This is a genomic window from Aliivibrio kagoshimensis (genome assembly GCF_050337105.1).
In the GTDB taxonomy this organism is placed as follows: Bacteria; Pseudomonadota; Gammaproteobacteria; order Enterobacterales; family Vibrionaceae; genus Aliivibrio_A; species Aliivibrio_A kagoshimensis.
Genome location: NZ_JAKJSQ010000043.1, coordinates 15,192 through 38,497 on the forward strand (window position 1 = coordinate 15,192; position 23,306 = coordinate 38,497).

Genomic DNA, 23,306 nt, shown 5'->3' on the forward strand with positions numbered 1-23,306 from the left:
GTCCGCTTTTTTTATTCGCAAAGGTTAGGTGTTGGATGTTACTCGACTCATTTACACGACAGTTAAAAGCGAACGCAGAAGATAATTGTCGAATTGTCTTGGCATTCAGTGGTGGGATAGACTCTCGAGTCATGCTTGACCTTTTATCCTCTTTTCGTCAGAGGTTTCCTCAGTATCGCTATCTTGCCGTTCACATTCATCATGGATTAAGCCAAGAGGCCGATGCGTGGCAAGCTAAGTGTAAACAATGGACGAAAGAGGCTGGAATTGAGTTCGCGACCAGTAATGTTGAAGTGCACTCAGGATCAAGAGTCAGTCTTGAACAGGCTGCACGAGATGCCCGCTACCACGCACTCTCTCAATATGTATCTGCAGGAGATCTACTATTAACGGCTCAACACAGTGACGACCAACTTGAAACGTTTCTACTGGCACTGAAACGAGGCAGTGGGCCTTCCGGCTTATCTGCTATGGCCGCCACTCGTCCTTTTTATCAAGCGACGTTAGTTAGACCTTTGTTGGCACATAGTCGAACAGAGATCGAAACGTACGCTTCTCAGCATAAGCTTGAGTGGGTAGAAGATAAAAGTAACCAAGACCAACGGTTTGACAGAAATTTCATTCGTCATGAAATAGCACCACCGCTGGTGGCTCGTTGGCCTGGATTGAGAAAGTCGGTGGCTCGTTCGGCGCTGTTGTGCGCAGAACAAGAGTTGCTGTTGAGTGAGCTCTTAGCCGATAAATTAACCATGTTAATGGGGACGCAGGGTGAATTGGATGTGAAACGACTTGAACTTGAAAGTGAGCGTTGCCGTAACTACTTGCTGAGGCAGTGGTGCGCACTTCATCAAGTATTAATGCCGAGTCGAGTGCAGTTAGCAGAAATTTGGAACAAGGTTGCTTGTGCCAATCAACAAGCGAACCCATTGATGGAAATCCATAACTATCAGGTTAGGCGCCATCAGCACGCTCTCTATTTGCTCCATAAACATAACGATGTGAGTCAGTGGCAGGCTTCTTTAGTGGACAGTATTGAACTGCCCGATCACTTAGGTGTACTCTCGTTCTCCACCAAAGATAAAACCGGCGGAAGTGACAGAGGGCTATTAATTCGTACTCCGCAAGCGGGTGAAGTCGTCACCGTTAAGTTTGCTATTGAAGGCTTATCTGCTCAACCAAGTGGTAGAGCACACAGCCGTAAATTAAAGAAGTTGTATCAAGAGTATGGTGTTCCGAGCTGGGCGCGTCGTCGCACACCATTAATCTTTTATGGCGAAGAGCTGGCCGCCGTGGCCGATCTTTTTGTGTGTAAATCGTTCATCACCGACAATTCTGAACTTGAAAGTCATCTTTTCTGGAACAAATAGAGTAAGATAATGCCGAGTAATGTGGAATAGTGCTGCATAGTAACGAACTAAAAAATGTTGTAGTGTAGTTAAAGATAATAACAACAATGARTAAATACGTGAGGACATAATGAAAAAAGTAATTGGATTTACACTGGCATCTCTCCTTTTAGCTTCTCCTGCCATGGCTGCTGGTGATGCGGCTGCAGGAAAAACCAAGTCTGCTGTTTGCTCTGCATGTCACGGAGCAACAGGTGTTGCTATGATACCGGGTTACCCGAATTTAAAAGGGCAGAATGAACAGTATCTTGTGTCTGCACTTAAAGCTTATAAAACGAAGGCTCGTACTGGAGGTAATGCATTAGTGATGCAGCCTCAAGCACTTATGTTAAGCGATGCTGATATGGCTAATCTTGCTGCGTATTACTCAAGCTTAAAATAGCCGTAGAGTGAGTTTATGCGGAAAAGAAAAGCACGATAATTCGTGCTTTTTTGTTATTTAGAGCAAGAGAATAATTCATTGGATCTGCATAGAATATGATGGATAATGTGAAAAGAGTATCGATTCACAAAGAGTAAGGGATTAAAATGAAGAAAATTGAAGCCATCATTAAGCCATTTAAATTGGATGATGTTCGTGAGGCTCTGGCTGAAGTTGGCATTACTGGAATGACCGCTTCTGAAGTGAAAGGCTTTGGTCGCCAAAAAGGACACACTGAGTTATACCGTGGCGCTGAGTACATGGTGGACTTTTTGCCTAAAGTGAAACTTGAGATCATTGTTGCTGATGAGATGGTTGAACAGTGCGTAGATTCCATTATCGAAACGGCGCAAACCGGTAAAATTGGAGATGGCAAAATATTTGTTTTCGACGTTGAAAGAGTTGTGCGTATTCGTACTGGTGAAGAAGACGAAGAAGCAATTTAGTCTGTAATCAAGTCGATATAAAGAAGAGCGAAAGCTCTTTTTTGGTTTCTGGAGAGGGCAAATGCGTTATAAAAACACCCTAACAGCACTATTAGTGATTACAGCTACTACAGTGGCTGCATTTCAATGGATATTTACGGTCCCCAAACAAGCCCAGCTGCTCAATATAGCCCCCTCCACGAAAGCGGTGCAACGCTGCTACCAAGAGAGTAACAGAAAGGAAGGAGCTCTCGATGTGAATGGTGAGCTCGCCTTGTTGGTATGGAATATATATAAACAGCAACAAGGTAATTGGTTTGAAGAACTCTCTCATTTAAGCCGCCAGACACAATTGGTACTTTTGCAAGAGGCAAGCATTACTCCTAAGCTAAAACAGTTTATTTCTGACTCTCCTTTTACAGCCAAGTCAGTTCGTGCTTTTGATGCTTTCGATACCTCAACGGGGGTGCTGAATTTATCCACGTCATCACCGACATCGATATGTGCCTATATTGAGGTGGAGCCATGGTTAATGTTACCCAAATCAGCGCTGCTTGCGTATTACGCATTAAGTAATGGTGAAGTATTGGCGGTAGTTAATATTCACGCGATTAATTTTACCTTTGGAACACAAGAGTACCAGCAGCAGTTAAAACAGTTAAGTGAGCAGCTTAATAGGCACCATGGTCCAATGATTATTGCTGGGGATTTTAACAGTTGGAGCGAGGTAAGACTGCAGACGCTTAAGAAGAGTATGCAGGGATTAAACTTGGTTGAGGCTCAGTTCGCTCCAGATCATCGCCGTCAATTTATCATCAATAACATCGCGTTAGATCATGTTTTTTATCGAGGGCTGAGTTTAAAAATGGCAGAAGCACCACGTTCTGATGCTTCTGATCATAATCCGATGATAGTCACTTTTACGATCAACCAGGGTTAAACGCTTACCTTGGTCACATCGACATAGAGTTTTAATTTCTTGCCTGGACGAATTAAAGAGCTGCGTTTGATATTGTTCCATTTCATGATGTCGGATACCGACACTTTGAACTTAGATGCGATAACACTCAAAGAATCACCAGAGCGGACGGTATAGAAAACAGGACGGATAATCGCACCGCTTTTATTGTTCTTCCACACAACCAGTTTCTGGCCCACTCTTAACGAATCTTTGGGAGCTATGCCATTCCATTTGGCAAGCTCTTGGTAGGAGATGTTATTGTCACGCGCAATGGTCCATAAGCTCTCACCACTCTTCACTGAATGAGAGACTTTGTACTTTCCTTTCGACTTAGATTGTAGCTTTTCTAATCGTTGTGGGGCGCTAAGCGCGTATTGGCTATTCCCTTTAGATGACGTAGGGATAAGAATGTACTTTCCAACACGGATACTATTGCTATCAATACCGTTGGTGTGTCTGATTATGCTGGTGGTGGTATTGTTTTTGACGGCCAGTTGGCTCAGCGTATCGCCTGATTTCACTTTATAACGAATGACCTTTACACCATTACCTTTGTATTTCTCTGCATTGGTGGTGAAGGTTGTCACTTTTTCAATCGGTAGCAGTAGGTGATAAGGCCCATCCGGTGATGTAGCCCACTGATTGTATGCTGGGTTATAACTTTGTAGCTCTTTGATCGACATATCAGCATAGTTAGCAGCGATGGCCAAGTCTAGTTGCTCTTTTGGATTGACCATCTCTAAATAGGGTTCGTTGGCGATGAAAGGGAGATCGACACCGTACTGTTCATGGTTCTTAATAACATCCGCTAATGCCATGAGCTTTGGTACGTATCCGCTGGTCTCTTTGGGTAGAGATAGTGAGAAAAAGTCAGTCGGCTTCCCCTGTTGTTTGTTTTTCTTAATGGAACGGAATACGCGGCCTTCACCACTATTGTATGAGGCCACAGCATGAGACCAATCACCATCGAATTTTTTATTTAGGTATACCATCAAATCAAGGGCTGCATCTGTCGCTTCTGCCACATCACGACGGCCGTCATACCACCAGTTTTGCTCTAAACCAAATCGTTTTCCTGTACTTGGAATAAATTGCCACAAACCAGCAGCACTACCATGAGAATAAGCAAAAGGATCAAATGAACTTTCAACGACTGGCAATAATGCCAACTCCATTGGTAGTCCTCGTTCTTCGATTTTTTCAGTAATCAAGTAGAGAAAAGGGGTCGCGCGTTTAGAGACGGTGCGAAGGTGGTTAGGGTGCTTGATGTACCAATCTCGATAATAATCCACTAACTTATGATCCGCGACCGGCAGTTCAAGCTGCATGGCAATACGATCCCATAAATCCGCTTGCTGCTGTGGTGAGATAACGAGAGGTAAGCTCACCATTTGGATCGGTTCAATATTATCGGAGGTGTTAACGCGGTCAGACGACTTAATGTCGTCTGAAGGTGAGGCCGGAGACTCCGATTGTGACACCCCTTGGTTTGCTTCTGTTGTCGTTGGAGAGTCGCTCTTTGGCTGCGTTAGTTGACAACCAGCAAGAAGAAAAACAGCAGCAAGGTAGATTTTTAATTTAAATAACAAAATTTATAACACCAAAGCAATAATATTTAGGGGCCAGATGATACTTGTCTTAATAGGGCAGTGACAAGGGCCTAGGTCAAAATTCGTTCTTCCAGTTCCGTAGATAACGAAAAGTGTCTAAGGGAGAGGCCTCAGAATTGATTTTTGTCGCCACCAACTGTTGGATATTTTCATTTTCGACGCGTAAAAATGGATTGATCTTCTTCTCCAATGCAATGGTGGTTGGTAGGGTTATCTTTTGGTCATTTCTCAGTGCAGTGACTCTCTTTTTATATTCAATCAACGCAGCGTTATTAGGTTCTACCGCTAAAGCAAACTCAACATTTGTAGCTGTATATTCGTGAGCGCAGTAAACGTTGGTGTTATTGGGTAGGTCGCTTAATACTTGCAGTGAGGCATGCATCTGTTCGGCTGTTCCCCCTAACAAACGTCCACAACCGGCAGAAAAGAGCACATCACCACAGAAAAGGTTCCCTTCACAGAGGTAACCTATATGCTCTGGAGTATGTCCTGGCAGGGCGAGCACAGAAAAATTACCACCTAATAATGCGATCGTTTGTCCATCTGTGACGGTTTGGTTTAGAGTGGGAATCGAGTGACATCTTGGACCTATGATTTGAATGTTTGGAAAACGTTGTAGTAGGTCTGGAATACCGTCAATATGATCATAGTGGTGATGAGTGACTATAATAGCATCGAGGGTTAACTGGTTGTTCTCAATATGCTCGATAACAGGTTGGCTAACACCGGGATCAACGACGACACAATGCTTATCATTATTGTGCACCAACCAGATGTAATTATCGTTCATTACAGGTATGCTTTTGACAGATAGCATAATTTAGCTCCATTAAATTAGAGAGTTGTTGCATTGATTAAACCTGCACGAATTAACCACATCGTTAAAAAACCCTATTCGTGGCAACAGATCACTAATGGGGAGTGGATTGCAGAGCTGCTTCAGTCTCGAGTTGATGAGTGGTCGCCAAAACTATTTGGGTACCACATGCTAAAACTGGGTGGATTAAGCAGTGAGCTCGCCACCAATCAATGTAATATTAAACACCAAGTTTGTCTTGATGACAAAAATGAACACAAAAATATTATCGGCGATCCCCTTAACCTCCCGTTCAAAGAGAAGATGTTTGATGTCTGTCTATTAAGTCATCAACTGGATTATTGTAGCGATCCACATCAACTGTTACGAGAAGCAGACCGAGTCTTAATCAATGATGGTTATCTGCTCATCAGTGGCTTTAACCCTTTTAGTGCGATTGGGGTAGCAAGTTTGTTTCCTTGGAGAAAAAATAATCTTCCATGGAGTGGCCGAATGTTTACCACCTTTAGAGTGAAAGATTGGTTGAGTCTGCTCAATTATGAAGTGGTGCATCAAGAGAATTTTGCTGTGATGCCACTTACCAAACATAAAACGTGTTGGACTTGGTTGGAGAATCAAGTTGGCGTATGTGGTTCATCGGTAGGGGGGCTCTATTTTATTGTGGCAAGAAAACGAACCTATCCGCTTAATCCAATCAAAAAAGCACTCAGCCGCAAGAGAAGTTTCTCTCCCGTTTCGGTAAATTATCGCACCGGACACGCTTTAAAGTGGAAATCGAAGCTTAAAGCGGGTGATTAACTGTTATTATTCACACCTACACTTTATTTAACGCTGATTTATTTGTACTTATGACTTCTGAAAACAACCAAAGTAATCGCATTATTGTTCTCGATACCGAAACCACGGGTATGAACCAAGAGGGTGGACCAGTTTGGGAAGGGCACCGTATTATTGAAATTGGTGCGGTGGAGATCGTTAATCGAAAATTAACCGGTAACCACTTCCATGTCTATATCAAACCTGATCGATTGATCGATGATGCGGCGATCAATGTTCACGGTATCACCGATGAGTTCTTGGTTGATAAACCTATGTATCGAGAGGTTCATCAAGAATTTCTTGATTTCATCAAAGGTGCAGAATTGGTTGCACATAACGCCCCCTTTGATGTGGGATTTATGGATTATGAGTTTAGTAAGCTCAATGCATCCGTCGGTAAAACGTCCGATTTTTGTAAAATCACTGATACCTTGGATATGGCGAAAAAGCTGTTTCCGGGCAAACGTAATAACCTAGATATCCTTTGTGACCGTTATGGGATCGATAACTCCCATCGTACCCTGCACGGCGCTCTACTTGATGCTGAAATTCTAGCCGACGTCTATCTGTTAATGACCGGCGGCCAAACCTTAATGCGTTTTGGCGAGTCCCAAAATGATTCTGGCGATGCAAATCAGATAAAAAGAGTGATTAAAGGGGATAAAGCATTAAAGATTATTCATGCCTCAGCCGATGAAATAGAAGCGCATGAATCGCGTTTAGATATTGTGGAAAAAAGTGGCCCTAGTTTATGGCGTCAATCAGAACAATAAAAGGGGACGGTATGTGGGGCTGGTTAACAAAGATAAGCTTGATGGGGACATTACTGTTTTCGGCAATTAGCTGGTCACAAGATGGGACTCAAATGTCTTGGCTGGATAATCGCTTTAGAGTGGACGCCACTGTCTCTCAAGTTACCTTTGTTATTCATAGAGAAGACGTCTCACAACCTGTGGTATTAGTGCGCCCTGATGGGGTGAAGTACTATGCATGGAAACATCCTGATAACGTGGCTTGGTTGGATGAGAGCAGCGTGGATATTATCTCCATTGATCAACCAATGCCGGGACCATGGCAGGCGATTGGGAAAGTGACCCCAGATAACAAGATAAAAGTGCTTTCTAATCTCACCATGAATATTGATAAGCTTCCGGCTAAAATTTACGCGACGGAGAGCATTAAATTTACCGCGCGTTTAGCTCAAGATGGCCAACCCATTATCTTAAAAAACCTGCTTGATAAGGTGAATCTGACCGTCACCATGACACGTTTTGTACCCAATGAAGATCAAATTCCTGAAAGTCAAAAACCGATACCAACAGTGCTTGGAACCTTTGCTGATGATGGCACTGGACTTGATGAGCGTGCTGGAGATGGTGTCTTTACCGTTGCTCTGTCTGTTGCGGTTCTGCCGGGGAAATACCATGTTCGAATTCAATCGGATAATGAGGTGTTTTTAAGAGCGATAGAACAAGATGTTCTGGTTTACCCGACACCTATTCAAGTCCGTTTTGCACAATCAAGAGAGAAACAGGACCCGCATAAATTGTTTATTGATACTGAAAATGGCATTTTTGAAGAGGGGAGCTTGATGGCACATATTGAGCAGATAGACCCTAAAGGCAAAGTGACCATCAACCAAGGTCAGTCAGAAAAAGGCACCAATAAACTGCAATTGATACTGCCTAACTCTAATGCACTCGGAAGAAACAGTTGGCAAGGGAAGATTTACGTTACCGATAAAGTATCAAAAAGAGAGATTATCTTTCCGTTAAAGCAACAAAATTACAGCGTGGTTGATCTTTCCGATTTCTCCAATACACAAAAAGAGTACCAAGCCAAGTTACAAGCAGAAAGAGAAGCAGCGGAAGCACTTCGTTTACAGCAAGAGAAGGAAGAGGCTCGATTGCAAACTTACCTCTCTATCGTTATCGGTAATGTCCTCATTATTCTTATTGTGGTAATAGGGATTTTTGGTTGGCGTAAATTGAGAAGCCGAAAGAAAGAGAAAGAGGAGACGCTATCTCTGCCATAGTGTAAAGATCAAAAAAGGGAAGCATTCGCTTCCCTTTTTACTGATGAATCAACGGTTCACTATGCCGCGTTATCTACCGTTGGTTGATAGAGTGGTGCGGGAGAGGCGGCTAAAGCATCGAATTCAAAGTCATCCACATTGATGGTTTCTAATCGACCCTGTTCCGCTTTTCTTAATAGATCCGCTTCTCGATTAGAGATCAAGCCTTCAGCCAAGCCAATATCGGCAATCTTATCAAGCTGCATAAATGGGTGCTTAGTTGCCGTCGCTTTACATATCTTATTAAAGATAGGTTCAGCCGCAAGGATATCGACAAGTGCTTGTTCGATTTTCCCGACCGGATTGAACGGGCTTGGCTCTAAGAATTGACCGCGACCAATGCGTGAACGAGCAGCGGAAGGCGTTTGAATGATTCTCGCCACTTGACCATCAAGTTGATCGCTAGGTTTACGACGCTTTAATCCTGTTGGAAATAGTACGACCTTCATTGCGGTGGCAACAAGACGATTTGGGAAGTTATTTAATAGCTCCACAATCGCTTGTTCAGCTTGGTAGAGTGAGTCTTGTAACCCCCACTGCATTAAGGCCAGATCCTCTTCTTTACAGCCCTCCTCTTCAAAACGTTTTAAGGTAGCTGAACTCAAGTAAAGTTGACTTAACAGATCGCCTAATCGGGCTGATAGACGCTCTTTTCTTTTGAGACTTCCACCCAGTACTGCCATCGAAATATCGGAAAGCAGTGCCATGTTAGCGCTGTAGCGATTAAGTTGCTGATAGTAACGACGAGTGTGCTCCACCTTAGGGGTATCTGAGCCTCTACCATCGGTGATGCCTAGCCATAAACTGCGGACTAGATTACTGATTACAAAACCAATATGACCAAATAGTGCACCATCAAATTCTACATTGGCTTTATGGCTATCTGGTGCATAAGCCGCTTCCATCTCTTTTAATACATAAGGGTGGCAGCGTATCGCCCCTTGACCATAAATGATCATTGAACGAGTTAAAATGTTCGCTCCCTCTACGGTCACCGCAATAGGAGAGCCTTGATATGAGCGCGCTAAGAAGTTAGAAGGGCCAATACAGATCCCTTTGCCTCCAACGATGTCCATAGCATCAATGATGCTACGTTGACCTCTGTGGGTACAGTGGTACTTAACAATGGCAGAGATAACCGAAGGCTTCTCACCAAGATCGATACCAGCAACAGTCAGACTGCTTGCTGCATCCATTACGTAGGCATTACCGGCTAAACGAGCAAGTGGCTCTTCAATCCCTTCCATTTTACCAATAGGCAATTTGAACTGACGTCGGATGCGAGCGTAAGCGCCGGTGGCGAGTGCAGCACTCTTAAGCCCACCCGTTGAATTTGAAGGCAGTGTGATACCACGACCGACGGACAGACACTCAACCAGCATACGCCAACCCTGTCCGGCCATTTTTTCGCCGCCTATGATGAAGCTCAAAGGGACAAAGACATTGTTGCCTTTAGTCGGGCCGTTTTGGAAGGGTACGTTGAGTGGAGAGTGACGACGACCTATCTCAACGCCTTCAATATCGGTTGGAATGAGCGCACAGGTAATGCCTAGCTCTTTGGTGTCGCCTAATAGACCATCTGGATCGCGCAGTTTAAATGCCAGCCCTAGAACGGTAGCAATAGGCGCCAAGGTAATATAGCGCTTGTTCCAAGTAATCGACATACCAAGCACTTCTTCACCTTGCCACTCACCTTTAGTGACAATCCCGTAATCAGGAATAGAACCCGCATCAGAACCCGCTTCTGGGCTCGTTAGTGCAAAACAGGGGATCTCTTTTCCTTGCGCCAATCTTGGTAAGTAGTGATCGCACTGCTCTTCGGTTCCATAGTGTTGCAGTAGTTCACCAGGGCCTAATGAGTTGGGAACCCCCACGGTAGATGACAGTACGCCCGATACTCCTGTTAATTTTTGTAACACACAAGATTGCGCGTAGGCAGAGAATTCTAACCCGCCATAACGCTTTTTAATGATCATTGCGAAGAACTTTTTCTCTTTCAAGTATTGCCAAATTTCAGGAGGCAGATCAGCAAGTTCATGAGTAATCTGGTAGTCGTTAGCCATACGGCACACTTCATTAACGGGGCCATCAAGAAAGGCTTGCTCTTCGTCACTTAATGTTGGTTTAGGAACAGAACGAAGTTGTTTCCAATCGGGCTTTCCTTTAAACAGTTCCGCTTCCCACCAGACTGTACCTGCGTCTATCGCCTCTTTTTCAGTACGTGACATTTCTGGCATAATTTTTTTAAACAGAGCAAGTACATGTTTACTGATAAGCACTTGTCGCAGTGAAGGGAGATTAAAGAATAATGCAACAATAGCAAATAGAGCGACGCCATAGACTCCTACCACTCCTAACGCCATACCCACCAACATGACTCCAACTAATGATGCGGTGGATACCTTTAGGCCAATTCGATGATAAGCCAGCAAACCTGCTGCTATGACCATCGTGAGTAACAAAAATCCTAGTGCCATGTGTCTCTCCTTAATAATTCAACAATTGGTATGAGGTCTTACCAGTTGCTTAAGTTAAGCCTTTTTTTAACAAAAAGTAAACATATTCGCTACGAAATTGATGAAAAAGTGATCTCGTTTACGTAAAAGCTCTAATTGTGAGAATGAAATAAGAAAAGATTTACTTTATAAAATTATTAATGGAATGCTATTGGCTCTGACATTAGCAGGCGTATACTGCGATGGGTTCTATTTATCATTGCCAATACTGGCAGGAGTTTATTGTGTTATTGAGTCACGCTCTTCGAGGTGTCATTAAGGAGGGGTATAACGCCGCTTCTCTGCGTAAAGATATTGTTTCTGGAATTACGGTTGGTGTCGTTGCGATTCCGCTGGGAATGGCACTGGCAATTGCCATTGGGGTGCCACCTCAGCATGGGTTGTATACGGTTATTGTTGCCGGCTTTCTAGTGGCTCTGTTTGGCGGCTCTCGGTTTAATATCACCGGTCCAACGGCTGCATTTGTGGTTATTTTGCTGCCGATCGTCCAACAGTATGGATTCGGCGGGTTGATGTTGGCCACTATGATGTCAGGGGTGATTCTGATTATCATGGGGATGCTTAAACTGGGGCGAGTGATCAGTTTTGTACCGTATCCTGTGACCATAGGTTTTACTGCCGGTATTGGTTTTGTGATCGCTTTTCTGCAACTCAAAGATCTACTGGGGTTACAGCTTGCTAGCTCACCCTTGCACTTTTTCGATAAAGTGCAGGTTTACGGTTCAGCGTTACCCACCCTCAATCCATTGGATGCGATTGTCGGTATTATTACTATCCTCACCTTCATTGGGTGGAGTAAGTTTACGAGTAAAGTTCCAGCGCATATTGTTGCACTGACTGTCGCGACACTGTTAGCAGTGGCAATGACGGGGAGCGGACTGGGGGCTACTTCAACCTTGGGGAGTCAATTTCACTTTACTCTTGATGGTGTTGTCGGCAACGGCATTCCTCAGCAGCTGCCGAGTTTCAGTTTTCCAGTCATCAGTATGGATCTTATTTATCAGTTATTACCAGCCTCATTAGCCATTGCAATGTTAGGGGCAATTGAATCGCTACTATGTGCTGTGGTTGCGGATGGTATGACCAAAACTAGGCACGACTCTAACGGGGAGTTAGTTGCACAAGGGATGGGTAATATTGTGGCGCCACTTTTTGGTGGGATCCCTGCCACCGCGGCAATAGCCAGAACGGCTACCAATATACGTGCTGGTGGGTTAACGCCTGTAGCTGGCATGGTGCATGCGATATTTGTCTTATTAGCGATGCTGATATTGGCCCCTGTTCTCTCCTACATTCCTATGGCTGGGTTAGCGGGTATCTTAGTGATGGTGGCTTGGAATATGTCTGAAGCGCCGCATTTTATTAAGTTGGTTAAAGTGGCCCCTAAACGTGATGTAGCGGTACTACTAACCTGTTTTACTTTAACGGTGGTGTTTGACATGGTGGTTGCCGTTGGTGTAGGGATGACGTTAGCCTGCTTACTGTTCATTCAGCGCTCTATGGATATCACCTCATCCAGCAGTGAAGTGATCAACAGAGATGAGATGGCGAAGAATGCGTTGGTGTACCATCGCTTAGAGGGGCCTCTCTTTTTTGCCGCTAATGATAAAATTAAATCATTGGCGCAACAAACACCGATCAATAGCCAGGTGGTGGTGATTGATTTTGAGCAGGTGACCGCTATCGATATCAGTGCTATTAAAGCACTGGAAGAGTTGATAGAAGAGTTATCCAATATGCGGATATTGATCACTCATGTTAAGCCTCATTTATTTACTAAGTTGCTGAAGGTAGGAGTAAATAACATCGCAAATGTCGAGATTTGTGAATCAGATTCACAGTTTGATGATCATCTTTTCTCCCTAGGTCAAAAAAATTCTGTTTAGAGGCCTGAACTTTTAGGGTTTTCTATGTAAACTGGATGCAATCTAAGGATCATTTTGCATCCTTTACATTGATAAAACAGATAGAGAGTTGCTCATGTATCAAGATTTGATTCGTTCAGAATTAACCGAAGCTGCTGAAGTCCTAAACGCTTTTCTGGCTGATGAAGCCAATTTAAAGAACATTGAAGCGGCGGCTAAGATGATTGCAGATTCGTTTAAACAAGAGGGGAAAGTGCTCTCATGTGGTAACGGTGGTTCACACTGTGATGCCATGCACTTTGCTGAAGAGTTAACAGGGCGTTACCGTGAAAACCGACCGGGTTATCCTGGCATTGCGATCTCCGATCCTAGTCACCTCTCTTGTGTGAGCAATGATTTTGGGTATGATCATGTCTTTTCTCGTTATACTCAAGCAGTAGGTTCGAAAGGGGATGTTCTGTTCGGTTTATCAACGTCTGGTAACTCAGCGAATATCATTAAAGCGATAGAAGCGGCCAAAGAGAAAGGGATGAAAACCATCGCGCTCACTGGTAAAGATGGTGGCAAGATGGCGGGTTTGGCCGACATCGAAATCCGCGTCCCTCATTTTGGTTATGCTGACCGTATTCAAGAGATCCACATCAAAATTATCCACATCATTATTCAATTGATTGAAAAAGAGATGGAAGCGTAGAGGTTTAGAACAACAATGTGCGAATTACTCGGGATGAGTGCTAACGTCCCCACCGATATCTGTTTCAGTTTTACAGGATTAGTCCAACGAGGGGGGAATACTGGACCGCACAGAGATGGGTGGGGAATTACTTTTTATGAAGGCAAAGGTTTTCGTACTTTTAAGGATCCTAATCCAAGTTGTAAATCAAAAATTGCTCAATTAGTGCAAGAGTATCCGATTAAAAGCAAAGCCGTTATTAGCCATATAAGGCAAGCTAATCGAGGCTGTGTCAATTTGGAGAATACCCACCCATTTACGCGAGAGCTATGGGGGCGTTATTGGACATTTGCTCATAATGGGCAGTTGAGCGGTTACGAAGGACACAACACCGGTCGGTTTAGACCTGTGGGTGAAACGGACAGTGAACTCTCTTTTTGCTGGTTATTAAAACAACTAGAAGAGAAGTACCCAGAACCGCCTCAGGATATGATGCTCATGTTTGAATACGTGGCAAAGTGTTGCGATCAGTTGCGTGAGTTGGGTGTGTTCAACATGTTACTCAGTGACGGAGAGTATGTGATGACCTACTGCACCAATAACCTGCACTGGATAACCCGACGAGCACCTTTTGGTCAAGCGTCACTGATTGATGAAGACGTTACCATTGACTTCCAGAAAGAGACTACGTCTAAAGATGTGGTGTCTATTGTGGCGACTCAACCGCTTACAGAGGATGAAGAGTGGCATAAAATGCAGCCCGGTGAATTTGCGTTGTTCCATCACGGTGAGCTGATCAGCGGACGATAAAAAAATGCGACGGTTAAGTCGCATTTTTTATCTTTATTGCTTAGCAAAGTTAGCTGGCATACCCAGAAATTGGCAGTGCTTTGCCATCAAGATAGGCAACCCCCTCTTTCATCTCTAATCTGTCTTGAGTAAACCATTGACTGACTAAAGGGTAGATTTGGTGCTCTTGAGCTTGAATGCGTTGCGCTACATCATCCGCGTTATCATCCGCAAAAATGGGCACTTTTGCTTGAAGAATAACCGGGCCACCATCAAGCTCTTCGGTAACAAAGTGCACACTGGTACCATGCTCTTTATCTCCGGCATCAATAGCCCGTTGGTGAGTGTGCAATCCTGTGTATTTTGGTAACAGAGAGGGATGAATGTTGATCATTCGCCCCTGATACTGCTGAACAAATCGACCACTCAGAATTCTCATGTAGCCGGCTAGAACAATCAGGTCTGGCTGATAGAGGTCGATGATTTTAGCTAATGCCTCATCATAGTCCTCTCTCGTATCGTGTCTTTTTGGGGAGACAAAATGAGCGTCAATACCATTATCTAAAGCGCGCTGCAAACCATATGCGTCAGCACGGTTAGAGAGAACTGCACAAACCTGAGCCTCTGAGATGGTATTACCACAAGCATCAATGATCGCTTGTAAGTTGGTCCCACCGCCAGAAACTAAGACAATTATTTTCTTCACTACGTTGTCCTTTTTAGGTTTGCGATTGCTATCAATGAGTCGACTTAACGTTAAAGAATAGCCACTTGTTCTTCGCCATCTTTAGCATTGGCAATTTCACCAATAACCCAAGCGTTTTCACCTTCAGCATTTAGCAGCTCAACAGCTTGTGCCGCTTGTGCTTTTGGCAGTGCGATAACCAATCCAACACCACAGTTAAATGTGCGATACATTTCGTAGGTGTCAACATTGCCATTCTCTTGAAGCCAGTTAAAGATAGCAGGCCACTGCCAGCTTTTTCCATCAATAACCGCTTTTGTTCCTTCAGGAAGAACGCGTGGGATATTTTCCCAAAAACCACCACCGGTAATATGAGAGATAGCATGTACATCATGCTGTTCAATCAATTTTAGTGTTGATTTAACATATATTTTAGTTGGCTCGATGAGGTGATCGGCAACAGGTTTGCCTTCAAGTTCTTTGCTAAGATCGGCATTAGATACCTCAATGATCTTACGAACTAAAGAGTAACCGTTAGAGTGCGGGCCACTTGAACCGACCGCAATCAATGCGTCACCAGCAGCCACTTTAGTGCCATCGATAACGCCCTCTTTCTCAACAACGCCGACACAGAAACCTGCAACGTCGTAGTCTTCACCTTCATACATACCTGGCATTTCTGCCGTTTCGCCACCGATGAGTGAACAACCGGCCAGTAAACAACCTTCACCGATACCAGTTACGACAGAAGCGGCCGTATCGATATCCAGTTTACCTGTTGCGTAATAATCTAAGAAGAATAGAGGCTCACCACCTTGCACAATGAGGTCATTAACACACATCGCTACAAGATCAATACCAATGGTATCGTGCTTCTTTAGGTCCATTGCAAGACGTAGTTTAGTACCAACACCGTCGGTACCAGAAACCAGTACTGGCTGTTTGTATTTCGTAGGCAGTTCACACAGGGCACCAAAACCGCCTATACCACCCATTACTTCTGGGCGGCGAGTACGTTTTACTACACCTTTAATACGGTCAACTAGCGCGTTACCTGCATCAATATCAACACCGGCGTCTTTGTAGCTTAAAGAAGAGTTGTTACCACTCACGGGGAATCCTCGTCATTGGTTGGATTAATTCACAGCTTGGATTTGAAAAATCGGGGCCATTCTAACAGCAGATTAAGCAAAAAGGAAAACGTTTGCGTAAGCTTGTTAGAAATTATTTTGAAACTGATTTCGTATCTATTGTTAGAAATCAATAAATGGAGCGTAAATAGCACAACATCATCCGCTCAAAGGACCTGTGATAGTGTATAATCTGGGGGTTTTGTTAAATTTTAACCGGAGTTGAAAATGAAAGTTGTCGAAGTTAACCACCCACTGGTAAAGCATAAAGTCGGTTTAATGCGTGAAGGTGATATTAGTACCAAACGTTTCCGTGAATTAGCGACAGAAGTTGGTAGCTTATTAACCTATGAAGCAACAGCTGATTTTGAAACTGAGCGTGTGGTTATTGAGGGCTGGAATGGCCCAGTAGAAGTGGATCAAATTAAAGGTAAAAAGGTGACAGTGGTTCCGATTCTACGTGCAGGTTTAGGCATGATGGACGGTGTGTTAGAGCACATTCCAAGCGCAAGAATTAGTGTTGTTGGTATCTACCGTGATGAAGAGACACTTGAGCCAGTTCCATACTTTAACAAACTGGCTTCGCACATCGATGAACGTATCGCTCTGGTTGTTGACCCTATGCTAGCGACAGGTGGCTCAATGATCGCCACTCTTGATCTGCTTAAAGAGAAAGGGTGTCATCAATTTAAAGTTTTAGTCTTAGTTGCTGCTCCAGAAGGCATTGAAGCACTGAAAAAAGCGCACCCAGATGTTGAGCTTTATACCGCAGCGATTGATGAGAAGTTGAATGACAAAGGTTACATCATCCCAGGCCTTGGGGATGCGGGTGATAAGATTTTTGGCACAAAATAGTCAATAACAGAACAAAAAATGTAAAAAACCGGTTGAGTCTACCAACCGGTTTTTTTATTTAATTTTTATCAGTGTTATTTTTCATCTTCGATTTGGGCGTTATCAACAATGTGATTATCACCAAAATCTTTTGGTAAAATTAAGTTCAGGAAAATAGCCACAATTCCACATAAGCTGATACCTTGAAGACTAAACTCTCCAATTCCAAAAGCCATTCCACCAATACCAAAGACTAACGTAACCGCGACAATGGCTAAGTTACGAGATTTATGTAGGTCAACATTATTACGAATTAGCGTGTTTAAACCCACAGTAGCGATTGAACCGAACAGTAATATCATAATACCGCCCATTACAGGAACTGGAATGGTCTGTAGCGTAGCGCCAAGTTTTCCAACCAAGGCTAATATAATGGCTGAGACTGCAGCCCATGTCATAATGACAGGATTAAACGCTTTGGTTAACATCACTGCGCCTGTTACTTCACTGTAGGTGGTGTTAGGTGGTGCACCCATCATAGAAGCTGCCATGGTGGCAAATCCGTCTCCGGCGATAGTGCGGTGTAAGCCAGGCTTTTTAAGGTAGTCCTTACGGGTCACATTAGAGATAGCCAACATATCACCGACGTGCTCAACCGCCGGCGCGATGGCGACAGGGATCATAAACAAGATGGCGTTAATGTTGAATTCAGGGAAGGTAAAGTTAGGGATAGCAAACCATGCCGCTTGTTCAACTGGCGTGAAATCAATAATACCAAAGTAGAGACTCATGCTATAGCCCACAAATATACCTGACACAATTGGCATTAACTTGAGAAACCCTTTCGCCAACACACTGACTAAAATCACGGTCATTAAAGAGGCACAAGAGATCCATAAGGCAATGTCACTATCAACGAGCTGTACTGAACCATCTCCTGTTTTACCCAGCGCCATATTGACCGCTAAAGGTGCTAAACCTAAACCGATCACCATAATCACAGGGCCAACGACGACAGGGGGAAGTAGCTTATGGATGATACCAACGCCTTTCACCTTAATTAATGCGCCCATCAATACATACATGGCACCAGCAGCCATTAATCCACCCATGGTGGCAGCAATTCCCCATGTTTGGGTTCCATACATAATAGGAGCAATAAAAGCGAAAGAGGAGGCAAGAAAGATAGGAACAGAGCGGCGGGTAATGACTTGAAAGATAAGAGTACCAATACCGGCACCAAATAGAGCCACGTTAGGATCTAAACCGGTAAGGAGAGGAACAAGAACCAGAGCCCCGAATGCAACAAATAGCATCTGGACTCCTTGTAAGATGTTTAGCATGGTGAAAAATCCCTAAAAAAGTCGATAGTTGAGGTAAACCGCCGAATCTTAGCACCCCTATAAGTAACTTTCATAAATTTAAAAAATAATATGGTGTTATTTGTGAATGAATAGAGCAATTGGCTATGCAATAAACTATCAATTGTTTTGTAAATTAGATCCCCGTCGATACAGAGCTATTGCTCCACCAATAATATCCGCTTATGATCCAACAGTAGAATTACTGAAATGGATTGAATATGCTGCGTACTGCTTTGACGTTACTTCTCTTAATGGGAAGCTTTTTTACTTTTGCCGCCTCAACTGGGCTCTATCAAACTGAAGTGCTTCTTGCAGACAGTGATAGCGCTGAAAGAGATGCTAAACGTGCCGCCTTCGAAAACGTATTAATTAAAGTTTCTGGAAGCAGAGACATTGCCAACAATGAGATCATAAAAAAAGCGCTCTCAAAAAACAGCAGTTATATCTCGCAGTTAAGTTATGGTGAGATTAATGAGCAACCTTCGCTGAAATTAAGTTTTAATAGTAAGCAGATTAAACACCTGTTAACGCAAGCTAAGTCCTCCTATTGGAGTACCCCACGTAATAAGTTGTTGGTTTGGATTGTTGAAGAAAAATACCGCGCTCGTAAAGTGGTCTGGGAGCAGTCATCTTCTGAGATTACCTCTTACATCAAGGGAAGCTCCGATAAGCGTGGTCTACCCGTTATTATACCCGTAGGCGATTTTGATGATGTCACCTCAATCTCTATCTCTGATTTATGGGGAGGGTTTGTTGAGCCTATCGCGTCGGCGAGTCAACGCTACGATACGGGGGCCGTATTATTGGTCAAAGTGATTAATCATGGGCCCAACAACAACACCATTCGTTGGACACTTTTTGATGAAAAACCGCAAAGTATGGTGATGAGTAAAAAGGGGCCAATTGAGGGGGCAGCCAAGGGAAGTGCGGCGGGTGCAACCGCTAGGATGATTAACGACGTATCGGATTATCTTGCTGATCAGCACGGTATTCAGTTAGGCGGAGAGTCTGCGGAATCAACCTTAATCTCTGTGATGAATGTCCAGTCAACGGAAGATTTTTTCCAGTTAGAGACACAATTAAAAGCGTTGAGTTCGGTGGCAAGCTTACAAGTTGACTCGATCACTGGAGATTCGGTCGTATTTAACATCGATCTGTTAACCTCTGTTGCTGAGTTTAAACAAGATCTTGCTAATGTATCACAGCTTGAAGAAGTGGTAGTGGAAGTGATTGACGTTCAGCCAGATCCCGTCGTTGATGACCAGGCGAGTTATACCTTGAATGAGCCGGTGACGTCCGCCGCTGAACCTGCGATAACCACCGAAATCATCGAGAGTGAGGTTCTGGTGGCAGAACCAGATGATCCGCAAGCAGCGTCACTCTCTTATCGTTGGAACGGATAAGTAATTTTCATAAAAAGCGCACCGTATTGTGAAATCACCCCTAATAGTTGGACTCCAATTATTGGGGGTCTTTTTGTCAAACTTTATTGCCCACTTCAAAGATCAGATGAAAAAGGCTGGAGATATGTAGACTAGGGCGTAATTTTACTCCCTATCGGCCTAATCCAAAATACTCCCCTCCCCCCCCTCTCCTTCAAATAAAGCGAATGATAATCTTTATCATTTACATGGTATATTTAACAGGATAATATTTACACACAGAAGTAAATTATTTCCTTGTTTTGAATAGTTGCAGCATCATCTCCTATCTCGCAAGGATGCTACGGAAAGGACTAAGCATAGATGCGTACTAATGAGAAAGAAGGGTGTGTTGATAATCTTAATTTTGAACAGAGCGAGATGATGAACTTTATCGAGCTTCAATCAGGATTGACTGTCGGTTTATTCTCTCGTGCTGATATGGAAAAAATGGATACTGAATCGCCATTGCCAAGCAATAAGGATTACATTCATTTAAACTACTTTATTGAGGGACATTTCAATGCAAGAGTGAAAAATAAAACTCTTAACTGTACACGCGGCTATATCAATATGGGCTTCACTGATGGAGAGGTGTTCCATGTTCAAGATAGTGCTGACTTTTGCAATTTGGAGATTATGGTTCGCCCAGAGGTTCTCTATTCATTAGCTGGAGAAGAGTTGGCCGAGATCGATTTTGATAAAGACATGGCGTTCTTTATTCGACAGGGGCGTTCAAGTCAGCAAATGAGCTCAGTGGTTACCCGTGTTATTGCCCTATTGAAGCAACAAGTTAAACATCCACTGTTACTGCATTCTGCGATTCTAGAATATCTTTACTGGCACTTGCATGCGCTTAAAACATCACACTCTAAAGAGTTTCTTTCTACTCGTGAAAAGCGGCAGATTTCGATCGCTAAAGACTGCTTGTTATCTGATCTTAGCTCTGCCCCAACCATTGCTGAATTAGCTAAAACGGTGGGGGTTAATCAATGCAAACTCAAGAGAGGCTTCAAGGAATTGTTCGGCACCAGCGTGTATGCCTGTTTTCAAGAAGAACGTATGAAACGAGCGATGGTACTATTAAAAAATAACAATGTAACTGAAACTGCGGCTGCGTTGGGTTATAGCAATTTCAGTCACTTTAGTACCGCTTTTCGCAAACAATATAGCGTACTTCCTAAAGATGCTCGACGTGAGTTAATGTATGACATCAAATTCAGTCAGCATGAATTGGGAGTGACTTCTTAACACCTTTTTTTGTTCTGTTGCCAGTGAGTTAGAGCTTTAATTCACTGGCATTGCAGTTAGAAGTTAACCTTGGCTTTTACCCCAACAAATCGAGGTTCACCAGCTGCTTTCGCTTCGTTAAACATTGAAGTTGAATACTCTTCATCCGTTAAATTACGCCCGTACAGATAAGCTGTCCAACCATGAGTGCGATAGCCAACTTGTGCGTTTAATATCGTATAGCTGCCATGCTCCAATGTATTGGCTTCATTCATGAACTGATCACCATAGAATGAAAGATTGGCTCCGACAAACAGGCCTTGCGCTTGACCATAGCTTGACCCAATAGACACTGTGTATTCATTGGTGTATGGCAGTTTGTTATCAGTGTAATCTCCGCCTGCACCATTGGAGAAATCATCAAACTCATAGTCAAACAAGTAGCTGGCATTCATAAAGATGGATAAGCCACTCATTGGCTTTGTAAGTAATTCAAGTTCAATACCGCTACTGTGCGCTTCAGCTGCGTTTTGTTTTAAATAACCGCCCGCGTAGTTTGGATGAGGCACATCAACTTGAATATCGGTCCAGTCAATGTAATAAACGGCAGTGTTGAGTTCTACGTTACGGCTAATCCTCTCTTTGTGGCCAAGTTCATAAGTTGTACTGTACTCAGGGTCGACGGCCTTGCTAACCAGTGGTGCTTCGACCATGACATTATTATAGTCACCCGCTTTATAGCCTCGAGAAACAGAGAGGTAACTGTGCCGCTTGTTATTTGGTTTCCAGCTGAAAGAAGCAGAAGGGAGAACGGCAAACCAATCGTCTTCAAAACTTAATGCCGTTGTTGGCATACCCATGCTGTTGCTGTCCTGCCAATCGAGGGATTTTTTATCGTAATCTAGTCGTAATCGACCCGTTAGTTCAAAGTCACCAAACGGATAGATAACTTGACCAAATAGAGCGCCGTTTAAGGTCTCTATTGAGCTGTCTTGCGACATTTTTACCCCAGCGGGCATTTGCCACATTCCAGCATCGCTGCCAAAATTAACCTTGGTAGTCGTATCCACCTCTTCGCGCATTAGAAAAAGGCCGACCAACCAGTCGATATCACCTTGTGTTACACCATGTAAGCGCAGCTCTTCAGATATTGACTTGGTGGATTCATCAAAATCAGCAAAGCTAATATCGTGTTGAGAGAAATCCCAATCATGCAAAAATCCGTAGCTGGAGTCGGTATAACTGGTTATTGACGTTAAAGTGGAACTTGCGGTTAGCTCTTTTTCTACCGTAAAAATACCGGTGAGTAAATCCCCTTCATTATAACCAGGTTCGTTATTGGTTGGGTTAAGCCCTCCACCAAGCACATAGTTATCAAAGCCGCTATCGTAGGAATCTGCGATTAAATCAAAGGCAACTTTCAGCTCATCCGTATTGTAGGCATCAAATTTAGCATGTACTGAGTATTGCTCATTGTCGTTGGTATCATCTCTATTGAGTGTGCTGTTTTCAAAATAACCATCACTGGATTTATATTGTGCGGCAATACGAGCGGCACTGTTCTCTCCCGTGTCAACACCTATCGCAGCCTCAATGTCGTAGCTATTGAAGCTGCCGTAATCAACTTGGAAATAGTTTTCATATCCATCCATTGGACGACTAGTTTCTACTTTAATTAAACCAGAAAGTGTATTTCGGCCATACAGTGAGCCTTGCCCCCCTTTGATAACTTCAATTTGAGACGCGTCCAATAATATATTTGGATTTACATAAGGGATAGTAACACCATCAATATTAATATTGTAAATTTTATTCATAGTGGTGGTCCCGCCGATACCACGATAAACAAAGTAAGCGGTATGGTTGTCCGCTTTTAAATAGTTCATTCCGGGGGTGAGTTGAGCGATATCAGTCGATTCTTTGATATTAAGCTCTTCTATGTCAGTGTCAGAGTAGAGGCTCAATGATGCTGGAATATCTTGTTTACTCTGTTCTATTTTTTGTGCTGAAACAACAATGACTTCCATTGAGTCATTATCAGTGCTTGTCGTTTCTGCTTGGATGTAAGGTGTTGTTAATAACAAACCAAATTGAATTGCTTGTGTTAATCCTCTCTTGCACATATTGGTCAATTTTAATTCCCTCTGATCTTAAAAATCCGTTGGCCTACATAGCCATTGTCTAATTAAAAAATATTTATTTTTTAATTATCCAACAGACGGTTTAATTTCGACCACCCCAAAACGGTTTCCATTACCCGTTTCGG

General features: G+C 43.4%; 20 protein-coding genes. 13 read left to right on the top strand and 7 right to left on the bottom strand.

Annotated features, from left to right (window positions below; all coding sequences use genetic code 11):
* The first annotated feature begins 35 nt into the window (after nt 1-35).
* From tilS to L4C32_RS13905, 4 genes are all read left to right on the top strand, one after another.
* The gene (gene tilS / locus L4C32_RS13890; RefSeq protein ID WP_428197482.1) at nt 36-1,367 is read left to right on the top strand and encodes a tRNA lysidine(34) synthetase TilS; all 1,332 of its coding nucleotides are present in this window, start codon (nt 36-38) and stop codon (nt 1,365-1,367) included.
* A gap of 109 nt (nt 1,368-1,476) precedes the next feature.
* Nucleotides 1,477-1,788, top strand: coding sequence for a c-type cytochrome (locus L4C32_RS13895; RefSeq protein WP_428197483.1), 312 nt, complete (start codon nt 1,477-1,479; stop codon nt 1,786-1,788).
* 146 nt (nt 1,789-1,934) lie between these two features.
* Nucleotides 1,935-2,273: a nitrogen regulatory protein P-II gene (glnB, locus tag L4C32_RS13900; protein ID WP_428197484.1), complete on the top strand. Its 339-nt coding sequence runs from the start codon at nt 1,935-1,937 to the stop codon at nt 2,271-2,273.
* Nucleotides 2,274-2,334: 61 nt separating this feature from the next.
* Nucleotides 2,335-3,192, top strand: a complete 858-nt coding sequence (locus L4C32_RS13905) for an endonuclease/exonuclease/phosphatase family protein (RefSeq protein WP_428197485.1) — start codon at nt 2,335-2,337, stop codon at nt 3,190-3,192.
* Here the strand turns inward: L4C32_RS13905 and L4C32_RS13910 are convergent.
* Nucleotides 3,189-4,802 (bottom strand): lytic transglycosylase, encoded by a 1,614-nt coding sequence (locus tag L4C32_RS13910; protein WP_428197486.1) that lies wholly within the window; start codon nt 4,800-4,802, stop codon nt 3,189-3,191. The genes L4C32_RS13905 and L4C32_RS13910 overlap by 4 nt on opposite strands.
* Before the next feature lie 76 nt (nt 4,803-4,878).
* The gene (gene gloB, locus L4C32_RS13915; protein WP_428197487.1) at nt 4,879-5,640 is read right to left on the bottom strand and encodes a hydroxyacylglutathione hydrolase; all 762 of its coding nucleotides are present in this window, start codon (nt 5,638-5,640) and stop codon (nt 4,879-4,881) included.
* 36 nt (nt 5,641-5,676) lie between these two features.
* On the opposite strand from gloB, the gene L4C32_RS13920 reads away from it, so the two are divergent.
* The 3 genes from L4C32_RS13920 to L4C32_RS13930 are packed head-to-tail and all read left to right on the top strand — an operon-like array spanning nt 5,677 to nt 8,494.
* Nucleotides 5,677-6,438: a class I SAM-dependent methyltransferase gene (locus tag L4C32_RS13920; RefSeq protein WP_428197500.1), complete on the top strand. Its 762-nt coding sequence runs from the start codon at nt 5,677-5,679 to the stop codon at nt 6,436-6,438.
* A gap of 50 nt (nt 6,439-6,488) precedes the next feature.
* A complete protein-coding gene (gene dnaQ / locus L4C32_RS13925; RefSeq protein WP_428197488.1) occupies nt 6,489-7,232 on the top strand; it encodes a DNA polymerase III subunit epsilon in 744 nt (247 codons plus the stop codon).
* 11 nt (nt 7,233-7,243) lie between these two features.
* Nucleotides 7,244-8,494 (top strand): TIGR03503 family protein, encoded by a 1,251-nt coding sequence (locus L4C32_RS13930; protein ID WP_428197489.1) that lies wholly within the window; start codon nt 7,244-7,246, stop codon nt 8,492-8,494.
* A 59-nt stretch (nt 8,495-8,553) separates the two neighbouring features.
* Here L4C32_RS13930 and fadE read toward each other — a convergent pair whose 3' ends face one another.
* A complete protein-coding gene (gene fadE, locus L4C32_RS13935) occupies nt 8,554-11,010 on the bottom strand; it encodes an acyl-CoA dehydrogenase FadE (protein WP_428197490.1) in 2,457 nt (818 codons plus the stop codon).
* Nucleotides 11,011-11,231: 221 nt separating this feature from the next.
* Here fadE and dauA point away from each other — a divergent pair, with 221 nt between their 5' ends.
* The 3 genes from dauA (at nt 11,232) to L4C32_RS13950 (ending at nt 14,397) form a co-directional block, all read left to right on the top strand.
* On the top strand, nt 11,232-12,935 hold the full coding sequence (gene dauA, locus L4C32_RS13940; RefSeq protein WP_428197491.1) for a C4-dicarboxylic acid transporter DauA: 1,704 nt from the start codon (nt 11,232-11,234) through the stop codon (nt 12,933-12,935).
* Between the two features lie 94 nt (nt 12,936-13,029).
* The gene (gene lpcA / locus L4C32_RS13945) at nt 13,030-13,608 is read left to right on the top strand and encodes a D-sedoheptulose 7-phosphate isomerase (protein ID WP_428197492.1); all 579 of its coding nucleotides are present in this window, start codon (nt 13,030-13,032) and stop codon (nt 13,606-13,608) included.
* A 15-nt stretch (nt 13,609-13,623) separates the two neighbouring features.
* Nucleotides 13,624-14,397, top strand: a complete 774-nt coding sequence (locus tag L4C32_RS13950; RefSeq protein WP_428197493.1) for a class II glutamine amidotransferase — start codon at nt 13,624-13,626, stop codon at nt 14,395-14,397.
* A gap of 49 nt (nt 14,398-14,446) precedes the next feature.
* Here L4C32_RS13950 and purN read toward each other — a convergent pair whose 3' ends face one another.
* Both purN and purM read right to left on the bottom strand, forming a co-directional pair.
* Entirely contained in the window at nt 14,447-15,082 is a 636-nt protein-coding gene (purN, locus tag L4C32_RS13955; RefSeq protein ID WP_428197494.1) for a phosphoribosylglycinamide formyltransferase, read from the bottom strand.
* 50 nt (nt 15,083-15,132) lie between these two features.
* Nucleotides 15,133-16,173 carry a phosphoribosylformylglycinamidine cyclo-ligase gene (purM, locus tag L4C32_RS13960; protein ID WP_428197495.1) on the bottom strand — a complete coding sequence of 347 codons (1,041 nt, stop codon included), beginning with the start codon at nt 16,171-16,173 and terminating at the stop codon, nt 15,133-15,135.
* A 246-nt stretch (nt 16,174-16,419) separates the two neighbouring features.
* Here purM and upp point away from each other — a divergent pair, with 246 nt between their 5' ends.
* Complete coding sequence (gene upp / locus L4C32_RS13965; RefSeq protein ID WP_428197496.1) at nt 16,420-17,046, top strand: uracil phosphoribosyltransferase; 627 nt, start codon at nt 16,420-16,422, stop codon at nt 17,044-17,046.
* A 74-nt stretch (nt 17,047-17,120) separates the two neighbouring features.
* On the opposite strand, the gene L4C32_RS13970 is transcribed toward upp, so the two are convergent.
* On the bottom strand, nt 17,121-18,368 hold the full coding sequence (locus L4C32_RS13970) for a uracil-xanthine permease family protein (protein ID WP_428197497.1): 1,248 nt from the start codon (nt 18,366-18,368) through the stop codon (nt 17,121-17,123).
* Between the two features lie 239 nt (nt 18,369-18,607).
* Here L4C32_RS13970 and L4C32_RS13975 point away from each other — a divergent pair, with 239 nt between their 5' ends.
* Together L4C32_RS13975 and L4C32_RS13980 are read left to right on the top strand one after the other, a co-directional pair.
* Complete coding sequence (locus L4C32_RS13975; RefSeq protein ID WP_428197498.1) at nt 18,608-19,792, top strand: DUF8605 domain-containing protein; 1,185 nt, start codon at nt 18,608-18,610, stop codon at nt 19,790-19,792.
* Nucleotides 19,793-20,134: 342 nt separating this feature from the next.
* On the top strand, nt 20,135-21,061 hold the full coding sequence (locus L4C32_RS13980) for a helix-turn-helix domain-containing protein (RefSeq protein ID WP_428197499.1): 927 nt from the start codon (nt 20,135-20,137) through the stop codon (nt 21,059-21,061).
* Between the two features lie 56 nt (nt 21,062-21,117).
* Here L4C32_RS13980 and L4C32_RS13985 read toward each other — a convergent pair whose 3' ends face one another.
* On the bottom strand, nt 21,118-23,163 hold the full coding sequence (locus L4C32_RS13985; RefSeq protein ID WP_428197501.1) for a TonB-dependent receptor: 2,046 nt from the start codon (nt 23,161-23,163) through the stop codon (nt 21,118-21,120).
* Between the last annotated feature and the right edge of the window lie 143 nt (nt 23,164-23,306).